This is a genomic window from Thiogranum longum (genome assembly GCF_004339085.1).
Taxonomy (GTDB): Bacteria; Pseudomonadota; Gammaproteobacteria; order DSM-19610; family DSM-19610; genus Thiogranum; species Thiogranum longum.
The window spans coordinates 33,293-49,305 of sequence record NZ_SMFX01000001.1; the positions used below are offsets into that span (position 1 = coordinate 33,293).

The window sequence follows — 16,013 nt, forward strand, 5'->3', positions numbered from 1 at the left end:
CCTAGTGGCTGAGCATCTCGATGCGATCGGTTTCGGCCGCCTGCAACATGGCTTCCTCCGGCACAACCTGTGCGGGTGCCTGCAGTACCGGCAAGGGTAGCGACAAGCCCTTGCGGTAGCATTCTGCCGCCGCATCATGATCCTCGAGCTGTTCCAGTAAATCGCCAAGCAGACGATAGGCTTCCGCCGTCGGTTGTATGCCGATACTGGCTTCCAGGTAACTGCGCGCCTTGCCCCATAGTTTATTACGCAAACTTATCTTCCCCAGCGTCAACAGCAACACCGCATCCTTGTCGTGCCTGGCCAGCCACTTCTCGGCCATTTTCTGTTGTACTGCACTGTCGCAACCCTCGAGTTCACCGTACAGGTAGACCAGTCTGTCATCCCAGTATTCAGATAACTGCTCACGTAACAGGCCTTCTGCCTGATCATGTTCGCCAAGGCGCACCAGCTGTTCAATATAGAGGGCCAGCAGGGCATGATCCTGTCGCACCGGGGGCGGTAACTGTGCCCAGCCTTTTTTGAGCGTATCGATATCCCGCGCCGAAGTCAGTTCCCGGATCCGTTCCTGGTACACCTGAACTGCCAGCCTTTGCCATTGGTCATGGTTCAGCACTTCGCTACGACGTAATTCCGGCAACAGCTCGCGTAATTTCCCCCAGTCCTTTTGACCCAGATATAGCTGCATCTGCAGGCGCAACGTTTCACGATTGCGCGGCATCAGGGTGCGTAGATGCGCCAGTGTTGTCTGCGCCTGGTCGAACTGGTCACGTGCGAGTTGCAACTCGGCCTGCACCAGACATATTGCTGATTCTGCCTCAGGGAAGCGCTTGAGTGCCTGCCCCAGGTAACGATCGCGACGCCCATCTTCACCGAGGCGATTTGCGGCATGCGCCGCAGACAGGCAGGCGGCAAGCGGTGCACGTGAATCATCGGCCAGACGCCCGAGCTGCCGCTCTGCACGCTCGAGTTTTCCACTGACGAGTTCGATAATCGCAGCATCATAACGCCGTGAAAGCTTTTGTAGCTGGCGCTGGCCTGACCAGTGCCTGATGCGTACCGGCATGCGCCACAACCCCGCCAGCATTCGCAATGCGAGATAGCCGACAAGTAAAACGATAATGAAAACCACAAGGGAGGTTTCCACACTGATATTACCGTAACCAATCAGGATATATCCCGGGTCCGGCAGGGCAAATAAAGCAGCGGCAACTGATCCCAGCAGCACCAATACGCCGATTAACAGCAATTTCATGGCGCGTCCTCGGCTGTTACCGGAGCTTCCTCCACTGAAGGCAATACGGTTTCGGTATTCGCTTCATTCACGGCATCATTTGCTTCCGCTTCCGGTGCAACAGCAGGGGGTTCAACCACGGCTGGTAGCGCGAGGTTCTCCTGCTGCTTCTGTATCCCGTGCAGTAACTGCAGAGATTTCGAAACATCCGGCAGCTCGGGATGAATGTCTACAGCAGCCAGTTCATCGAGGCCTTGCGCCATCGCAGCCACTGCCGGGTCCCCGGTATCGAACCAGTCCCTCAACCATACGGCAGCAGTATCCAGTGCCTGCCGGTAGGCCTGTCGGTCCTCGCGAAGCAGTGCCAGCCGCGCTGCCGCCAGTTGAAGCCTCAGGTTTTCTTTCAGGAACCAGACGCGCTCCGGGGGGAGCATGGGAGCAACCGGCTTGTCGTGTTCACGAATCAGGAAAAGTTCTTTCAATGCTGCCCAGATGACTTGCGGCAATTCGCGCCAGTCGCCTGCCGAGCGAGTCGTATCAAACTGTTCAGGTTTGGGCTCAGGAGGCTCGTAACGGCTGCCTGCCACCTGCAAGCTCTCGACCTGCTGCAAATCATCGGCCAGTCGAAGCGAGATACCATCAAAATCCACATCCGGCACTTCGCGTAAACGGTTCAAGTCGCGCGCCAGCTGCTCCCTGACCGGTAGTAGCTGCGGATCTGCCAGTTCGCGCAACCGGGTATCGGCACTGTTCAGTGCTGCGACCGCTGTTCGTTTGTCACGGCGCAGTTGCAGGCTTTCACTGGCAACTCGTAACAGGTATTCAACCTCGGCCAGCGTCCAGCCGGTCTCACTGCGATTGACATGCGATGCAAGGCGGTTAAGTCTTTCAGCCAGTGCGGCCTGTGCTTCGCCCAGCTCACTCAGCTGCTGTTCGATTTCACGGCGACCTGTTTGCCATTCATTGCTGATGGCCTGTAAATCACTTTGCAGCGGCTTAACTTTTTGCTCCAGCTCTGGCACCAGACCCGCCTGCTCCCCCGTCAACTGCTGTACCTGGTTCCAGATAAAATAGCCGCCAACTGCCAACCCGATGGAAACACCAAGTGCCAGCATCGCGAATACCAGTGGCAGTGGCGAGGCCTTCCGGGGCACAGGTTGTGGCTTGTCGCTCGAAGTTTCGGCGGTATTTTCGTGGTTTGTAGTTTTCGGCAGACGTTTCTTTGACTGGCTCATGGCAACTCACGGATCACTGTATGGGTAAAGTCAGATTTGATTGTACCGGATCTGGATGCATTGCACTGCGTATCGAACTCAACCATGCCATGTACACAGCGCATCGAGAACCGCATCATCGGTGGCATTGGCCGCCAGTACAGGGGGTTGAGTAAATCCCATGCGTTCGACGACCGGCAACATACGTTCGCTGACGACCAGCAGCGGCGTATCGCGCAGCAAAGCCCTGCCTTCATCATCCAGCATGGCAAACAGGTTCTCCAGACTCTCGATGCTGTTGACCTGCACTATGTCGATTTTGCCGCTACGCCACGCTTTAACCAGTGATGTGCTGCTCTCAGCCGGTCGGGAGCGCTGGTATGCCTCGACATACTGAACCGTCGCCCCACGTTCACGCAGGCTATCTGCCAGGTATTCACGGCCGCCGTTACCACGAAAAATCAGCACCTGCTGGCCTGCTACATCCTGTAGTGCCTCCTGCTCCAGCAGTCCTTCACTGTTGAAATGCTCTTGTGGACAGATATCTGCCTGCAGGCCGAAGGATTCCAGTGCTTCCGCAGAGCGCCTGCCGATAACGGCGATGCGCACAGCAACCGGCCAGTCACGCTGTGCAAGGATGCAGGCCAGGGCATGCTCAACAGCATTGGCACTGATAAAAATGGCTATATCAAAATCATCCAGCTGCGCCACACTGTCTTCAAGTGGACGACTGTCCTTTGGCGCAGTTATCTCCAGCACCGGGAAGCTAATGCTTCGCCCCCCCAGCAGCCCGATTCGCTGGCACAGCCCGCTAGCCTGGTGCGCCGGTCGGGTGACCAGCACACCACAATTCCTCAGCGGCCCGCTCCCCGTAGCTGGCGGTTCTGTCATTCATCGTCCTCGGCGTACAGGTCATCGAGAATTTGCCTTGCTCCGCGCGACAGCAGATCTTCTGCCAGCACTCTTCCCAGCTCCTCGGCGTCTTCCGGTCGCCCACTGATCACACCCTGCACCATCTCGCTACCATCCGGCCGCCCCACCAGCGCGCGTAACACTATGACGCCGTGGCTGATTTCGGAATAACCCGCAATAGGCACCTGACAACCGCCCTGCAGGGCTTCGTTCAGGGACCGTTCTGCGCGTATGCGCGTCGCCGTCTGTCCATCATTCAGCTCTTCTACCAGGCTACGTACGCGCGCATCGTTCACACGGATTTCGATGCCGATGGCCCCCTGGCCAATGGCCGGGATAAACTGCTCCGGTGCCAGTAACTCGGTGATACGCTCTTCCCAGCCCATACGTTTGACGCCCGCCGCCGCCAGCAGGATGGCGTCATAATCACCGTTATCCAGCTTGGCGAGGCGGGTATTGACGTTACCACGCAGGTCCAGAACTTCCAGATCCGGGCGAATACGCCGTAACTGGCACTGACGACGCAAGCTCGAAGTTCCCACTCTGGCGCCATCCGGCAACCCTTCGATAGAAGCATATTCGTTTGAAATCAATGCGTCACGGGGATCCTCTCGTGGCAATACAGCCGCCAGACCGAGACCTTCGGGAAATTCTACCGGCACATCCTTCATGGAATGCACGGCAAGGTCGGCGCGTCCTTCCAGCATACCGGTTTCCAGTTCCTTGACGAACAACCCCTTGCCACCGACTTTTGCCAGCGGTGTGTCCAGGATTTTGTCGCCCTGCGTGGTCATAGTGACCAGTTCGACTTCGAGTTCGGGGTGTCTTGCAAGCAGTGCATCACGCACGTGATTGGCTTGCCAGAGCGCGAGCGGGCTCTTGCGGGTTGCGATACGAAGTGTGGAATTTGTCATGGCTACCTGACTTGCTAAAACTGTGAAAACCACCGATCCAGTCGGCATGGGAACCGTATAATGACCACCAGAGCGGAATATTTATGGGAGCATAACGAGTGACTGACAAGTGGTGCAAGTGGCCGCACATCATGGCCGGGATTTTTTTGCTGGTCGCGAACGTAACACGGGCCGCTGTGCCATTGGCGCAGGATCTGCAAAAGGACGGTCGCCAGGCTGAACGGTATTGTGCACCCGTCCTGCTGGAGTTTGCCGCTGAATATTGTGATTACTGCATGTTACTTGAACATGAAATTCTTGACCCGACATTGTTGGACAGAGACTACGACCGACGCGTGCTGATGCGCAAGATTATGATTGACGGTAACCGCCGGCTGCTGGATTTTAATGGTAAAACAATCGATGAGCGCAGTATTGCCACTCACTATAAAGTCTGGGTGACGCCCACTGTGCTGTTTGTCGACCGTAACGGGATGGAAATAGCCAAACGCCTGGTCGGAATAAGTTCGGTGGATTTTTACGGGGGTTACCTGGATGCCGCCCTGGACGAGTCACGGCGACGTCTACAGGAACTGGGGCGCTGCGACCCCTGAATGCCTCAGCAGTCAGGCGCCATTGCGAATATTCCGCCTGACCTCAGGCAACAGCCTGCGACTCACTTCGAGGCGTTCTTCAACGCCATCGAGCACTACACTGACATGCCCCTGGCTGTCCTTTTCCAGTGCACGAATACACTGTACTGCAACCAGGGCATTGCGGTGAATGCGCAAAAACCGGTCACCAAATTCCTCTTCCAGGGCCTTGAGTGCATCTTCAACCAGGATTTTCCGGGTAGCAGAACGTACCGTGACATATTTCTGATCGGCCTGCAGATAGACAACCTCTTCCACCGGAACCAGCTCCAGGTTTCCCCGGTTACGCGCACACAGGTGGGTACGCACATCGCTATCACCGCTGATATTTTCCAGCTGGACAAGGTTCAGCCGCCGCGCCTTTTCGAGTGCCTGCTGCAAGCGCTCGGGATGGATCGGCTTGAGCAAATAATCTATCGCCTGCGCTTCGAACGCCTCCAGCGCATGATCACCATAGGCGGTGGTAAACACCACGGCCGGTGGGTTATCCAGCTTTAGCAGGTGGCGCGCTGCTTCCAGGCCGTCCATGCCTGGCATGCGTATATCCATCAGAATCAGTTCTGGAACCAGCACCTGCGCCTGGTCAAGCGCCTGTTGTCCGTCTGCTGCCTCACCACAGACTTCACAGCCTTCCAGCTGATCGAGCATGCGAGTCAAACGTTCGCGTGCCAGCAATTCGTCATCCACCACCAGGCACTTCATATGGCCTTCTCCCTTGGGAAATACAGGGTTGTTTCAAATTCATCACCCACTTCTCGCAGCGCCACACCGGCCTGGTTACCAAACGCCAGCTGCAGGCGCAGGCGGATATTTTCGAGTGCGATGTGGTTACCCCTTCGGTGTGAGGCAACGCCATGTGGTGCACGTGGATTACGTACTGTAATGCTGATACGCCGGCCCTCGGCTGCACCGTGAATGACAATGCGCCCACCTTGTGGCAAGGCCTCGATACCGTGATATACGGCATTCTCCAGCAACGGCTGAAGAACCAGTGACGGTACCAGCCGCTTGCGCGGCAGACGGTCGATGTCCCACTCCACCTGCAGCCGCTCACCAAGACGCAGGCCCTCCATACGCAGGTAACGTCTGGCCACATCGATTTCCTCGTCCAGCGGTATACGCTCTGATGCATTACGCAGCGTGACGCGAAACAGGTCGGACAAATCCTGCACAGCCAACTCTGCACGCTGTGGATCACTACCTGTCAGTGCGGCAATACTGTTCATACTGTTGAACAGAAAGTGGGGTCTGATACGCGCCTGCAACGCCTGCACGCGCGCCTGCGACTCGGCCTGAATCTGCCGCCGCCATTGGTGCTGTACGAACAGATAGCGCAACACCAGCCCGCTAACGATGGCGCTGATGCCCGTATTGCGGAACAGGAACTCGACATGCCCCGCAGAACCACCATTCTGTTCCAGGCCGCCCATGTACCAGGCCAGTTCACTGATCAGCACCGTAACCAGCAGCAGTAACAGGTAGCTGGCCAGTACGGCGGCGGTATTACTGATTTTCAGCAACAGTGGCCGGGCAAGACACAACGCAGCCGCGCTGCTCAGGGCAATCCATTGCAAAAACAGTGATACCAGCCCGAGATCATTCCAGGGGTCGGCGCGCCCGTTGGCCAACACCAGCACAAAGGCCAGCAGCTCGGCAATGACCACCACAGCGAATACCAGGCGGATATCACAGAAACTCGGCAGGAACAGGGTATCCTGCGGCAACTCTGACGAATTTTTTCGGCTTGTCTGGCCCATGACAGCGATAACAGGTCCGGTGAAACGCCCAAAAACGGGCAACACCATAATATCGGCCAGTGTTATCAGTACTTTGAGGTATACTGGCGCCCCGTTAACCGCACTTGCACCGATATGACCGACAAACCGAGCAGCGACAAGCCATGGGGCGGTCGCTTTACCGAATCCACCGATGCTTTTGTGGAAGCTTTCACCGCTTCCGTCACCTTCGATCAGCGCCTGTATCGCTACGATATCGAAGGCTCCCGGGCGCACGCACGCATGCTCGCGCGGGTTGGCGTTATTACCGCTGAAGAGCGGGATACGATTCTTGCTGGCCTGGACGCCATCGAGAAACAGATCGAAGCCGGGGAGTTCGAATGGTCTGTCAGCCTCGAAGACGTGCACATGAATATCGAGGCACGGCTGACGGCGCTGGTCGGCGAAGCCGGTAAAAAACTGCACACCGGCCGCTCGCGCAACGACCAGGTCGCCACTGATCTGCGCCTGTATCTGCGCGACCAGATCGATGCCACCTGTGCTGAATTATTACGCCTGCAGACTGGCCTGCTGGAACTGGCCGAGCGTGAAGCCGATACCATCATGCCCGGCTTTACCCATTTACAAGTCGCCATGCCGGTCACCTTTGGCCATCACATGCTGGCCTGGTTTGAAAACCTGCAACGCGACCGGGAACGCCTGATGGAAAGTCGCAGGCGGGTCAATGTGATGCCACTGGGCGCTGCCGCGCTGGCTGGCACCAGCTTTCCCATCGACCGTCACTATACCGCCGAATTGCTGGGCTTCGACGCGCCCGCCGAAAACTCGCTGGATGCGGTCAGCGACCGTGATTTTGTCATCGAATTCTGCAGCCATGCCGCACTGGTGCTTACCCACCTGTCACGCTTTTCTGAAGAACTGATCCTGTGGGCTTCCGCGCAGTTCGATTTCATTGATCTGCCGGACCGGTTCTGTACCGGCTCAAGCATCATGCCGCAAAAGAAAAACCCCGATGTGCCGGAACTGGTACGTGGCAAGACCGGCCGCGTGACCGGAAACCTGATGAGCATGTTAATGCTGATGAAAGGTCAACCCCTGGCCTATAACAAGGACAACCAGGAAGACAAGGAACCCTTGTTCGACAGCGTGGATACACTGCTTGGCTGCCTGCGCGCCTTCGCTGACATGGTCCCCGCCCTGCAGGTGAAGAACAACAACATGCGGCAGGCGGCGGCCAGCGGTTATTCAACCGCCACTGATCTTGCCGATTACCTGGTGCGCAAGGGTGTTGCTTTCCGTGACGCGCATGAAATCGTCGGCACAGCAGTCCGGCTTGGTATCGACAGCGGGCGTGACCTGGCAGAAATGGAACTGGCTGAACTGCAGTCCCTGTCACCTGCTATTGGCGAAGATGTGTTTGACGTATTGACACTTGAAGGTTCGGTTTCGGCGCGCAATCACTTTGGTGGCACAGCGCCGCAACAGGTGCGTGAGGCCATCGTGCGAGCGAAACAACGGCTGACCTGATCAGGCAACCGAAATAGTGGCCGGGCGCCTGCCTTCCACACTGGCAGGAATCAGCTCCTGCTCCGGCTTGCCCAGGTAGTAACCCTGTACGTAGTCCACGCCAAGGCTGCGTACCCGGTCGTATACCTGCTCGTTTTCCACAAACTCGGCAATGGTACGCATACCCATGCCACGCGCCACATCAACCAGCGCCTTGACGAACAGCTGGTCGGCATTGTTATTGTGTATGTCGCGAATAAAACTGCCATCGATCTTCAAAATGTCAGCTCGCAGATGCTTGAGGTACGAGAACGACGAGAAGCCCACGCCAAAATCATCCAGTGAGATCCTGCAACCGAGCTGACGGATTTTCTGGATGAATTCCATCGCACTGGTGAGCTGTTCGCAAGCTGCAGTTTCGGTGATTTCAAACGTGATACGTGCCGGATCAACACCGGATTCACGGACTTCTTTCTCGATACATTCATACATCTCCTGGCTACCCACCGACATGCCGGACAGGTTGATGGAAAATGCGGTCTGTGAAAATTCTGCGGGTAACTCTGCCAGGTAACGAATGGCCTTGGTGAGCACATGCCGGTCAACACGCTGGATGAATCCGAACTGCTCGGCGGCCGGGATGAACTTTCCGGGGGGCACCAGTTTGCCATTTTTCTCACGCATCCGGACCAGCACCTCGTAGTGAGAGGTACGACCGGCCGCAATGGCAACGATGGGCTGGAAAACCAGCACCAGCTCATCACGGTCCAGTGCTTCCAGCAGACGATCCTTCCACACCAGCTGGTTATCCATCTCTTCACGCATCATCTCGGATTCGTCATACGCGCGCACGCAATTACGCCCGCTGTGTTTTGCTGAACTCATGGCGGCATCGGCCTTAGCCAGCAATTCAACCGGCGCCTTGCCCTGCGCGGGGAAGGTTACGACACCGATACTTGCTGACACATTCAGGCTTCGCCCACCATAACGCGGCTTGAGCCTGCTGATCCGCTCCAGCAGTTCCGCCGCTTTTTCAAACCCCAGCTTTTCATCCATGCCAGGATAGGCCACTGCAAATTCATCACCACTGACCCGTGCAAGAAAATCCTGTTCACGTGAAGCACGCTTGAGCAGACCGGCAATCTGTACAATGATCTGGTCTCCAGCCGCATGACCGGCCGTATCATTGATCAGTTTCAAATGATCGATATCAATCAGCAGCAGCACACCGCTTTGTGAGTCTCGTTCAACACGTCGTATTTCATGGTTGAGGTCCTGGATAAAGCGTCGTCGGTTGGACAAACCGGTCAGGTGGTCCTGGTTGGCCAGGACAACCATGCGCTTCTCATCCTGCTTGACCTTGGTGATATCACGCGCTGTACCACGGTAACCCTTGATTGATTTCCCCGAGAATACCGGTACACCGTTGAGACGCAGGCAATGCTGATCACCGTTTCTGGCGTGCACCCAAATTTCAACTTCCTTGAAAATATCGTGTCGATCTTCACCAGAGCGCAACAATGACATCAGTTCTCCCAGGCTTGAACCCGGGAAAACTTCTGCAGGCGTTCGCCCAAGCCAGCTTTCCGCCGGAATATCGAGTGTCTCGGAAACACTGGTTGAAACAAATGTGAAATGCCCGGAGCGATCTGTCTCCCACAACCAGTCAGATGAACTGGAAGCAAAATCCCGGAACCGCCGCCTGCTGTTCTTCAGCTCGTTCTGTGAAGCATTGAGTGTACCCAGCATGGTATTGAATGAAGTCATCAGCTGACCCAGCTCATCCCTGCGAGCAAGCTTTATTTTCTGCGTCATATCACCGTTGGCAATGGCCTGTGTAGCATGCGCCAGCAATTGTATGGGTCGCGTCAGGGTACGGCGACTGATAGTGATACCGAACAAACCGGCCAGCAGCAGGATCAGGGCAGAGAAATATAGTGCGTTTCCACCCAGCACCTGGAACGGTGCCCAGTAACTGGAATGCGGGACGGCCAATAAGACCTTTGCCGCTTTTCGTTCCGAGCCGGCATGATTCAATACAGGGAGCACACGAACACTGTAACGTTCACCATCCACATCCAGCACTGCGCCGCGCTGCGCCGGCTTGACCATATTGATCATCGGTAGCTGTGTTTTAAGACCGGGAATCGTGCTGGCCAGTACGACGCTATCGCTAAATATGGCAATATCTGCATACACCAGCTCCCGCAATGCCTGCAGGTCTTTCTCTGAAAAACGTTTTCCTACGATCAATGCGCCGACACGGCCACCAAGCGGACTCTGTATAGGGACAGCAACAAGCTGCAACAGGCTGTCGAACAGTAATGCGTTTCCAAACTCAACGGGATCCCCGCTTGCCAACCCTCGCACCAGGTCCAGAAGGTCTGCCGATCCCAGAACCTGAGAAGAAGTAAAATGCGGCTTGTCCCCGACCCCGGCAACATCACCTGGACCGGTATCCAGATAGACGGCAATAAAATCTGCACCCGGGCGCGGGTAGAGGTCATCCAGCATACCGCGAACGGTTGCGATATCACCGGTCAGTGCTGCTGCTATCAGGCTTGGTTCGCCACGTACACTGCGTGCCACGCTCAACAGATTATCGAACGTATTCTTCTGTGCGCTGACGAATACCTTGCTGGCTCGCTCAAGATCACCATGAACGCCTGCCGTCACATGATCTCGAACCAACAGGAAGGCTGCACCTGCCACACCCATGAGCACGGCCAGCACCAGCGAAATAACAAACAGTGTATTTTTCTGTTCTATATTCACGCGTTAGCCTGAATTCTCTTTATTCATGATAAAGCTGCTCGACGCCAGCCTGTGCATTCAACTGCCCACGACCTTGCCCACCACCACGCGATACCAGCTGTAGTGACAGTGGTGGTGGTGATGTAATAGCACTGACCTCGAGCCAGCGCGTCTCGGCAGCAGGTGCAGCCAGGCGTAATTTCCAGCGCCCTTTCCCCAACCCGGCAAAATGAAAAGACCGCCCGGACTGCACAGTCTCCAGATATGAGGTGTCCACCACGTCAATGCGCGCATAACTCTTGTTATGAATGCGGCAAAAGAAATGTGTTGTGCCTGGCATATCGAGAACCAGCCCCGGGCTGGTGGCTTCATTGCTGCCGGCACGATCGAGACGTATTGACCAGGGCTTGCCAGGAGACAGGGAAAATATCTCGTGGTAGACCCCGTCGCGATTAACAAAGCTGATACTGTCACCCTTCTTCACCGTAAAAAATGCCGGCGACATTCGATTACCTGCAATCTCGACCTTGTGATGCCGTTGACGCCGCGGTACAACATGCTGACCCTGTGCCGGCAGTAGCGCTACAGAAACAGGTTGTGGCTGGGCACTTGCGTCCGCCTCAAACATGCCCTGGTACGCAATCGTCACCGTGCCCTTCACCTCGGCGGCTGATACCTGCAACGGAGCAACAGCAAACTGGCCAAACAGGGCCAGAGGCAATATTCCTGAATTCAGTATGTTGCGAACCATCAGCAGTCAATTTCCCTGATTTGTATACTTGCTCCTGGGTCTAGCGGCCGCGAATGTGATTTAATGAACCATATGAACCACCTGACTGACAGCGACAGTCTTGAGCAGCTGCGCCGGCAACTGGCCAGATTCGCTGATGAACGGGACTGGCAAAAATTTCATTCACCGAAAAACCTTTCCATGGCGCTGATCGCCGAAGCCGCCGAACTGGTCGAGCACTTCCAGTGGCTGAGCGAAGCACAAAGCCACAGCCTCGATGAAGAAAAGCACGCGCAGGTGAGGCTGGAGCTGGCCGACATCCTGATCTACCTGATACGCACTGCCGACCAGCTGGAAATTGACCTGATCAGTGCCGCAAATGACAAAATCGTCATAAACGAAGAACGCTATCCCGTTGAAAAAGTTAGAGGAAAGGCAGGTCGCGCTGAAGATTTCCGCTAGCTCATCCAATGCGGGCCGGTACTCCGGTACCGCACGTTCCATATAAAGATTCCGTCACAGTTTCCGCTAACAATCGATGAGTCTGTCTACAGACAGTACCTCATATTTTTCATTTGCTGCGGAGAACCCTACGGATGCCGGAATACCTGTCTCCAGAACAGGCATTGCGCCTGATCGAAACCTGCCCGATACCACTACTGGTACTTGACCACACGGGTATCGTACATAGCTATAACCCGGCCTTTGCCGTACTGGCGGGTAAAACCCGGGCTGAAGCACTGACGGGAAAATCAGCCAGGTCAATCGGCAATACTTCACTGAAGGTGCTGCTTGCAACCGGCGCACCGATCAGCTGGCCTGATAGTAACGGTCAACCCCGACACTATGAGATCCATTGCTGCAACATCGACGGACCCGACACTCTGGAAATCCGCTATTTTATCGACATCACCCGCCAGCGTGCGCTGCAGGATTCACACTGTGCACTGCGCGAAGAATTACGCGAAAACACCCTGACCGACCCCGTCACCGGACTACTCAACCAGCGCGGCGTTATACTTGCGCTTGAGCCACAGGTGGCACGATCGCGCCGCTACAACAGCCCGATATCTGTCATCAGCCTGGATGTATATCGTGTCAGTGAAGATGACACGCTACGAAAACAGGTAGCACTACAGCTCAAGGATCAACTACGCTGGGCGGACCTTATTGGCTGTGATGAGAACCATGCCTTCCTGCTCATTCTCCCTGAAACGGGGGAAGATGATGCATGCCGACTGGCTGAAAAGCTGCGTACAAGGCTGGTTGAATTTTTACAGGTTACATCTGCAAAACAGCAAATCTCGATCTTTTACGGTGTAACCGGCTGGCAAAGGACAGACAATGCCGCCACATTGCTCAGGCGTGCCGGGCGAGCCCTGGAACAGTCACGCTCCGGGCAGGAAACACAACCGGTAGCTTCATAGAGCACCTGCACGTGACCTCACCGCGCAAAACCACCGGAATGGTGGACGCTGCTGGCAAAAAAAGGGCTGGCGGCCAGATCGTCAAGGCGGAGTTCACGCGTTCTTCCAGTTCAACAATCGCCATTGACGCCCTCGAGTTGCGTGCGGTAAGGCGCCGTTTCATGGCGATAAACCAGGACAGACTACGTCGTGTCCGCGAATCACTGGAGCACCGCCAGCAGGTCTTTATGCAGCTTCTACCGCTGTTGTTCCACATCAATCACCCTATGTTGCCAGGCTATCTGACCAACAAGACACCGTGCGGAATCTCTGACTATGCGCCTGGCAAGCGTTGCATCCAGGCTGCGCGCAAGCTGGCCCGAAGCTTTAGTTACCAGCGTCGTGCACAACGGCGCTATTCCATTCACGCGCTTTACATGATGGGTAGTACGGGCACCATTGCCTACTCACGCGCCAGCGATTTCGACATCTGGATCTGCCATCGCCCAGGTCTGCCGGACGACCAACTTGCCGCGCTGCGGGAAAAAGCTGACGGGATCCAGAGCTGGGCCGAATCCCTTGGACTGGAAGTGCACTTCTTCCTGATGGATGATGTGTCGTTCCGCGAACAGGAGCACCAGCAGCTTTCCAATGAAAATGCCGGCAGCTCACAGCATCACCTGCTGCTCGACGAATTTTACCGAACGGGTTTACTGGTGGCAGGTCGCTTCCCGGTGTGGTGGCTGGTACCACCAGAATACGAATCGAGATATGACGAGTACGTTGACAAACTGATCGTTAACCGTTTTATAAAGGCCGTTGACATTGTCGATTTCGGCGGACTTTCCGGGTTACCCAGCGAAGAGTTTTTTGGTGCCACCCTCTGGCAACTGTACAAGGCGGTCGACTCACCCTACAAGTCCATCCTCAAGATCCTGTTGATGGAAGCCTATGCCAATCAGTACCCGGACATCGATCTGCTGGCGATGCGTTTCAAGAAGCTCGTTCATCAGGCGGACGTTCAGCTTGATCGTCTGGATCCCTATGTGATGATGTGTAACACAGTAGAGGAGTACCTGTTCTCACGCCGCGAGATGGAGCGCCTGGACCTGGCGCGGCGTTGTTTTTACTTCAAGGTCAACGAGGCCATGAGCAAGCCGGATCATGGCCTGGCACAGTCCTGGCGCCGCCAGGCCATCCGCGAGCTGGTAGAAAGCTGGGGATGGAGTCATTCCAAGCTCACCACGCTTGATCAGCGCCGGCAATGGAAAATAAAACGCGTTCTCGAGGAACGTCACTTGTTAGTGGATGAGCTGACGCGCAGCTATCGTGCCCTGTCCCAGTTTGGCAGGGAAAATGATGACAGCAAGGTATCCATCAATGCTGACGACCTCAACCTGCTTGGCAGAAAACTCTATGTTGCGTTTGAACGCAAGTCCGGGAAGGTTGAACTGATTAATCCCGGCGTCTCAAGCGACCTGTCGGAAGAGCGCCTTGCCTTGCATTACATCAGCGGTGAAGGACAGCACAGCTGGGCAATGTATCGCGGCCCTGTTCTCGAACGTGATACCGCCGAAAACGAGCCGCTTAAGCGATCGGCAGGATTGCTGGATCTGCTTGCCTGGTGCCACTTCAACGGCCTGATTAATCGCAATCCGTCAACAGTGAGTATTCATCCAACTGACTGCTGCCTGAGCCAGTGGGAGTTACGTTGCGTACTGGACTGCCTGCAACAACTGTTCCCCGGTGGCAGACTGCCGGACAACAACATGGATGCACTGTCAAAATCAGCCACACTGTGCGAGGCCGGCCTGTTTATCAATCTTGCACAGGACCCGATGTCCAAGCTGACACGTAATGGTATGCAGCTGGTCAGCGAACGTATCGACCCGCTAAGCTATGGCGGGCAGTGGGAGAATCTTGCCATCAGCTTCCAGATGATCGCGCTGACATCGTGGGGTGAGGTACTGACTTTCGGCTATTCCGGTCATACTGCACTGATGGACTGCCTGTGCGACTACTTTGCCTGGCAACCCGTAACTAACGGTTCGGCGCCACCTCCTATTCCCTGCTTCAGTTTTTCATCCTCACGCGGCGCCATTATCGCGCGGAGGATCGAAGACCTGTTCCGTGATGTCGCCGAGTATTTTTACCGAAACTACTGGCGGCGTCATGCCCGCTACGCCCTGCGCATTGGACAACATTATTTTGTACTCCAGTGTGAAAATGATGTGCCGCGTTACCTTGAGCTGGAATCCCGTGAAGCATTGCTTGACCATCTTGGCCAGGCCCAGGCATCATTCAGCCCGATCCATGTAGATGTACAGACACTGGATAACTCCCCTCTGGGCATTGCACTGAAACACAACCGCGAAGGCGTGGTGCAGCTGTTCTATCGACTCGATCATGGCCATGCCGAAGTGTGGATTCTCGACGAACGCGGCTCGCTGTTTCACCAACGAATTATTTTTCATGACCGCCAGACGCTGCTTGGACAGTTCCAGCGTTTTCTGGAAGCTGTGCGCTACCGACTACGCAATATGCAACAGCCAAGCAGCCTGTCAAATGACGATGACACAGAATATTACCGTATCGTACGCGACAGCATGGGCCAGTGGTTTCCGGAAACACAGAAGACGTCACGCTGGATGGACAGCCATTATCTCGACGTTCAGGTTATTGGTAGTCCGGATGACAGCAACCGGGGGGCGTTCAGTATTTTCTGTGGCAACCGCGAGTTCTCCATACTGGAGCACGGTGATAATATTTTTCTGGCTGTCGCCAATTACATTACCGATCAACGCGGCAGTGGCAGCCGCTACCCGATTTATATTACCGATATCGACCTTTCATCTTCGGTATTTGCTTCAGATAGCGGAACCGGTGTGCAAACCATTCATTTCCTGAACCAGAAAAAACGCATCGAACAACAGCTGAACGAATCACTGCACCAGCTACGTAAAAACTGACACAGT

The 16,013-nt window shown here is 55.5% G+C and carries 13 protein-coding genes; 5 read left to right on the plus strand and 8 right to left on the minus strand.

Annotated features, from left to right (window positions below; all coding sequences use genetic code 11):
• Position 1 precedes the first annotated feature (1 nt).
• The 4 genes from DFR30_RS00155 to hemC form a co-directional block, all read right to left on the minus strand.
• The gene (locus DFR30_RS00155; protein WP_132970744.1) at positions 2-1,255 is read right to left on the minus strand and encodes a heme biosynthesis HemY N-terminal domain-containing protein; all 1,254 of its coding nucleotides are present in this window, start codon (positions 1,253-1,255) and stop codon (positions 2-4) included.
• Positions 1,252-2,469, minus strand: coding sequence for a uroporphyrinogen-III C-methyltransferase (locus tag DFR30_RS00160; RefSeq protein WP_132970745.1), 1,218 nt, complete (start codon positions 2,467-2,469; stop codon positions 1,252-1,254). The genes DFR30_RS00155 and DFR30_RS00160 overlap by 4 nt, the downstream gene beginning before the upstream one ends.
• 78 nt (positions 2,470-2,547) lie before the next feature.
• Positions 2,548-3,339 carry a uroporphyrinogen-III synthase gene (locus tag DFR30_RS00165; RefSeq protein ID WP_132970746.1) on the minus strand — a complete coding sequence of 264 codons (792 nt, stop codon included), beginning with the start codon at positions 3,337-3,339 and terminating at the stop codon, positions 2,548-2,550.
• Positions 3,336-4,274, minus strand: a complete 939-nt coding sequence (gene hemC / locus DFR30_RS00170; protein ID WP_132970747.1) for a hydroxymethylbilane synthase — start codon at positions 4,272-4,274, stop codon at positions 3,336-3,338. The genes DFR30_RS00165 and hemC overlap by 4 nt, the downstream gene beginning before the upstream one ends.
• Positions 4,275-4,372: 98 nt before the next feature.
• Here hemC and DFR30_RS00175 point away from each other — a divergent pair, with 98 nt between their 5' ends.
• Positions 4,373-4,867 (plus strand): thioredoxin family protein, encoded by a 495-nt coding sequence (locus tag DFR30_RS00175; protein ID WP_132970748.1) that lies wholly within the window; start codon positions 4,373-4,375, stop codon positions 4,865-4,867.
• A gap of 12 nt (positions 4,868-4,879) precedes the next feature.
• Here DFR30_RS00175 and DFR30_RS00180 read toward each other — a convergent pair whose 3' ends face one another.
• Both DFR30_RS00180 and DFR30_RS00185 read right to left on the minus strand, forming a co-directional pair.
• On the minus strand, positions 4,880-5,608 hold the full coding sequence (locus DFR30_RS00180; RefSeq protein ID WP_132970749.1) for a LytR/AlgR family response regulator transcription factor: 729 nt from the start codon (positions 5,606-5,608) through the stop codon (positions 4,880-4,882).
• Positions 5,605-6,711, minus strand: a complete 1,107-nt coding sequence (locus DFR30_RS00185) for a sensor histidine kinase (protein ID WP_132970750.1) — start codon at positions 6,709-6,711, stop codon at positions 5,605-5,607. The genes DFR30_RS00180 and DFR30_RS00185 overlap by 4 nt, the downstream gene beginning before the upstream one ends.
• A gap of 66 nt (positions 6,712-6,777) precedes the next feature.
• Between DFR30_RS00185 and argH the strand changes: the two genes are divergently transcribed.
• Complete coding sequence (argH, locus tag DFR30_RS00190; protein WP_132970751.1) at positions 6,778-8,169, plus strand: argininosuccinate lyase; 1,392 nt, start codon at positions 6,778-6,780, stop codon at positions 8,167-8,169.
• Here argH and DFR30_RS00195 read toward each other — a convergent pair whose 3' ends face one another.
• A complete protein-coding gene (locus DFR30_RS00195; protein WP_132970752.1) occupies positions 8,170-10,923 on the minus strand; it encodes an EAL domain-containing protein in 2,754 nt (917 codons plus the stop codon).
• A gap of 19 nt (positions 10,924-10,942) precedes the next feature.
• Positions 10,943-11,653 carry a cupredoxin domain-containing protein gene (locus tag DFR30_RS00200; protein WP_132970753.1) on the minus strand — a complete coding sequence of 237 codons (711 nt, stop codon included), beginning with the start codon at positions 11,651-11,653 and terminating at the stop codon, positions 10,943-10,945.
• Positions 11,654-11,725: 72 nt separating this feature from the next.
• Between DFR30_RS00200 and DFR30_RS00205 the strand changes: the two genes are divergently transcribed.
• The 3 genes from DFR30_RS00205 to DFR30_RS00215 all read left to right on the plus strand — a co-directional run bounded on the left by DFR30_RS00205 (position 11,726) and on the right by DFR30_RS00215 (position 16,007).
• Positions 11,726-12,094: a nucleotide pyrophosphohydrolase gene (locus tag DFR30_RS00205; RefSeq protein WP_132970754.1), complete on the plus strand. Its 369-nt coding sequence runs from the start codon at positions 11,726-11,728 to the stop codon at positions 12,092-12,094.
• Positions 12,095-12,228: 134 nt separating this feature from the next.
• Entirely contained in the window at positions 12,229-13,059 is an 831-nt protein-coding gene (locus DFR30_RS00210; RefSeq protein ID WP_132970755.1) for a sensor domain-containing diguanylate cyclase, read from the plus strand.
• Between the two features lie 11 nt (positions 13,060-13,070).
• A complete protein-coding gene (locus DFR30_RS00215; RefSeq protein WP_132970756.1) occupies positions 13,071-16,007 on the plus strand; it encodes a class I adenylate cyclase in 2,937 nt (978 codons plus the stop codon).
• The last annotated feature ends 6 nt before the right edge of the window (positions 16,008-16,013 follow it).

Excerpts from the sequence above, each read along its gene's own strand:
- DFR30_RS00155 (WP_132970744.1), bottom strand. The coding sequence starts at position 1,255 with ATGAAATTGCTGTTAATCGGCGTATTGGTGCTGCTGGGATCAGTTGCC.
- DFR30_RS00160 (WP_132970745.1), bottom strand. The coding sequence starts at position 2,469 with ATGAGCCAGTCAAAGAAACGTCTGCCGAAAACTACAAACCACGAAAAT.
- DFR30_RS00165 (WP_132970746.1), bottom strand. The coding sequence starts at position 3,339 with ATGACAGAACCGCCAGCTACGGGGAGCGGGCCGCTGAGGAATTGTGGT.
- hemC (WP_132970747.1), bottom strand. The coding sequence starts at position 4,274 with ATGACAAATTCCACACTTCGTATCGCAACCCGCAAGAGCCCGCTCGCG.
- DFR30_RS00180 (WP_132970749.1), bottom strand. The coding sequence starts at position 5,608 with ATGAAGTGCCTGGTGGTGGATGACGAATTGCTGGCACGCGAACGTTTG.
- DFR30_RS00185 (WP_132970750.1), bottom strand. The coding sequence starts at position 6,711 with ATGGTGTTGCCCGTTTTTGGGCGTTTCACCGGACCTGTTATCGCTGTC.
- argH (WP_132970751.1), top strand. The coding sequence starts at position 6,778 with ATGACCGACAAACCGAGCAGCGACAAGCCATGGGGCGGTCGCTTTACC.
- DFR30_RS00200 (WP_132970753.1), bottom strand. The coding sequence starts at position 11,653 with ATGGTTCGCAACATACTGAATTCAGGAATATTGCCTCTGGCCCTGTTT.
- DFR30_RS00205 (WP_132970754.1), top strand. The coding sequence starts at position 11,726 with ATGAACCACCTGACTGACAGCGACAGTCTTGAGCAGCTGCGCCGGCAA.
- DFR30_RS00210 (WP_132970755.1), top strand. The coding sequence starts at position 12,229 with ATGCCGGAATACCTGTCTCCAGAACAGGCATTGCGCCTGATCGAAACC.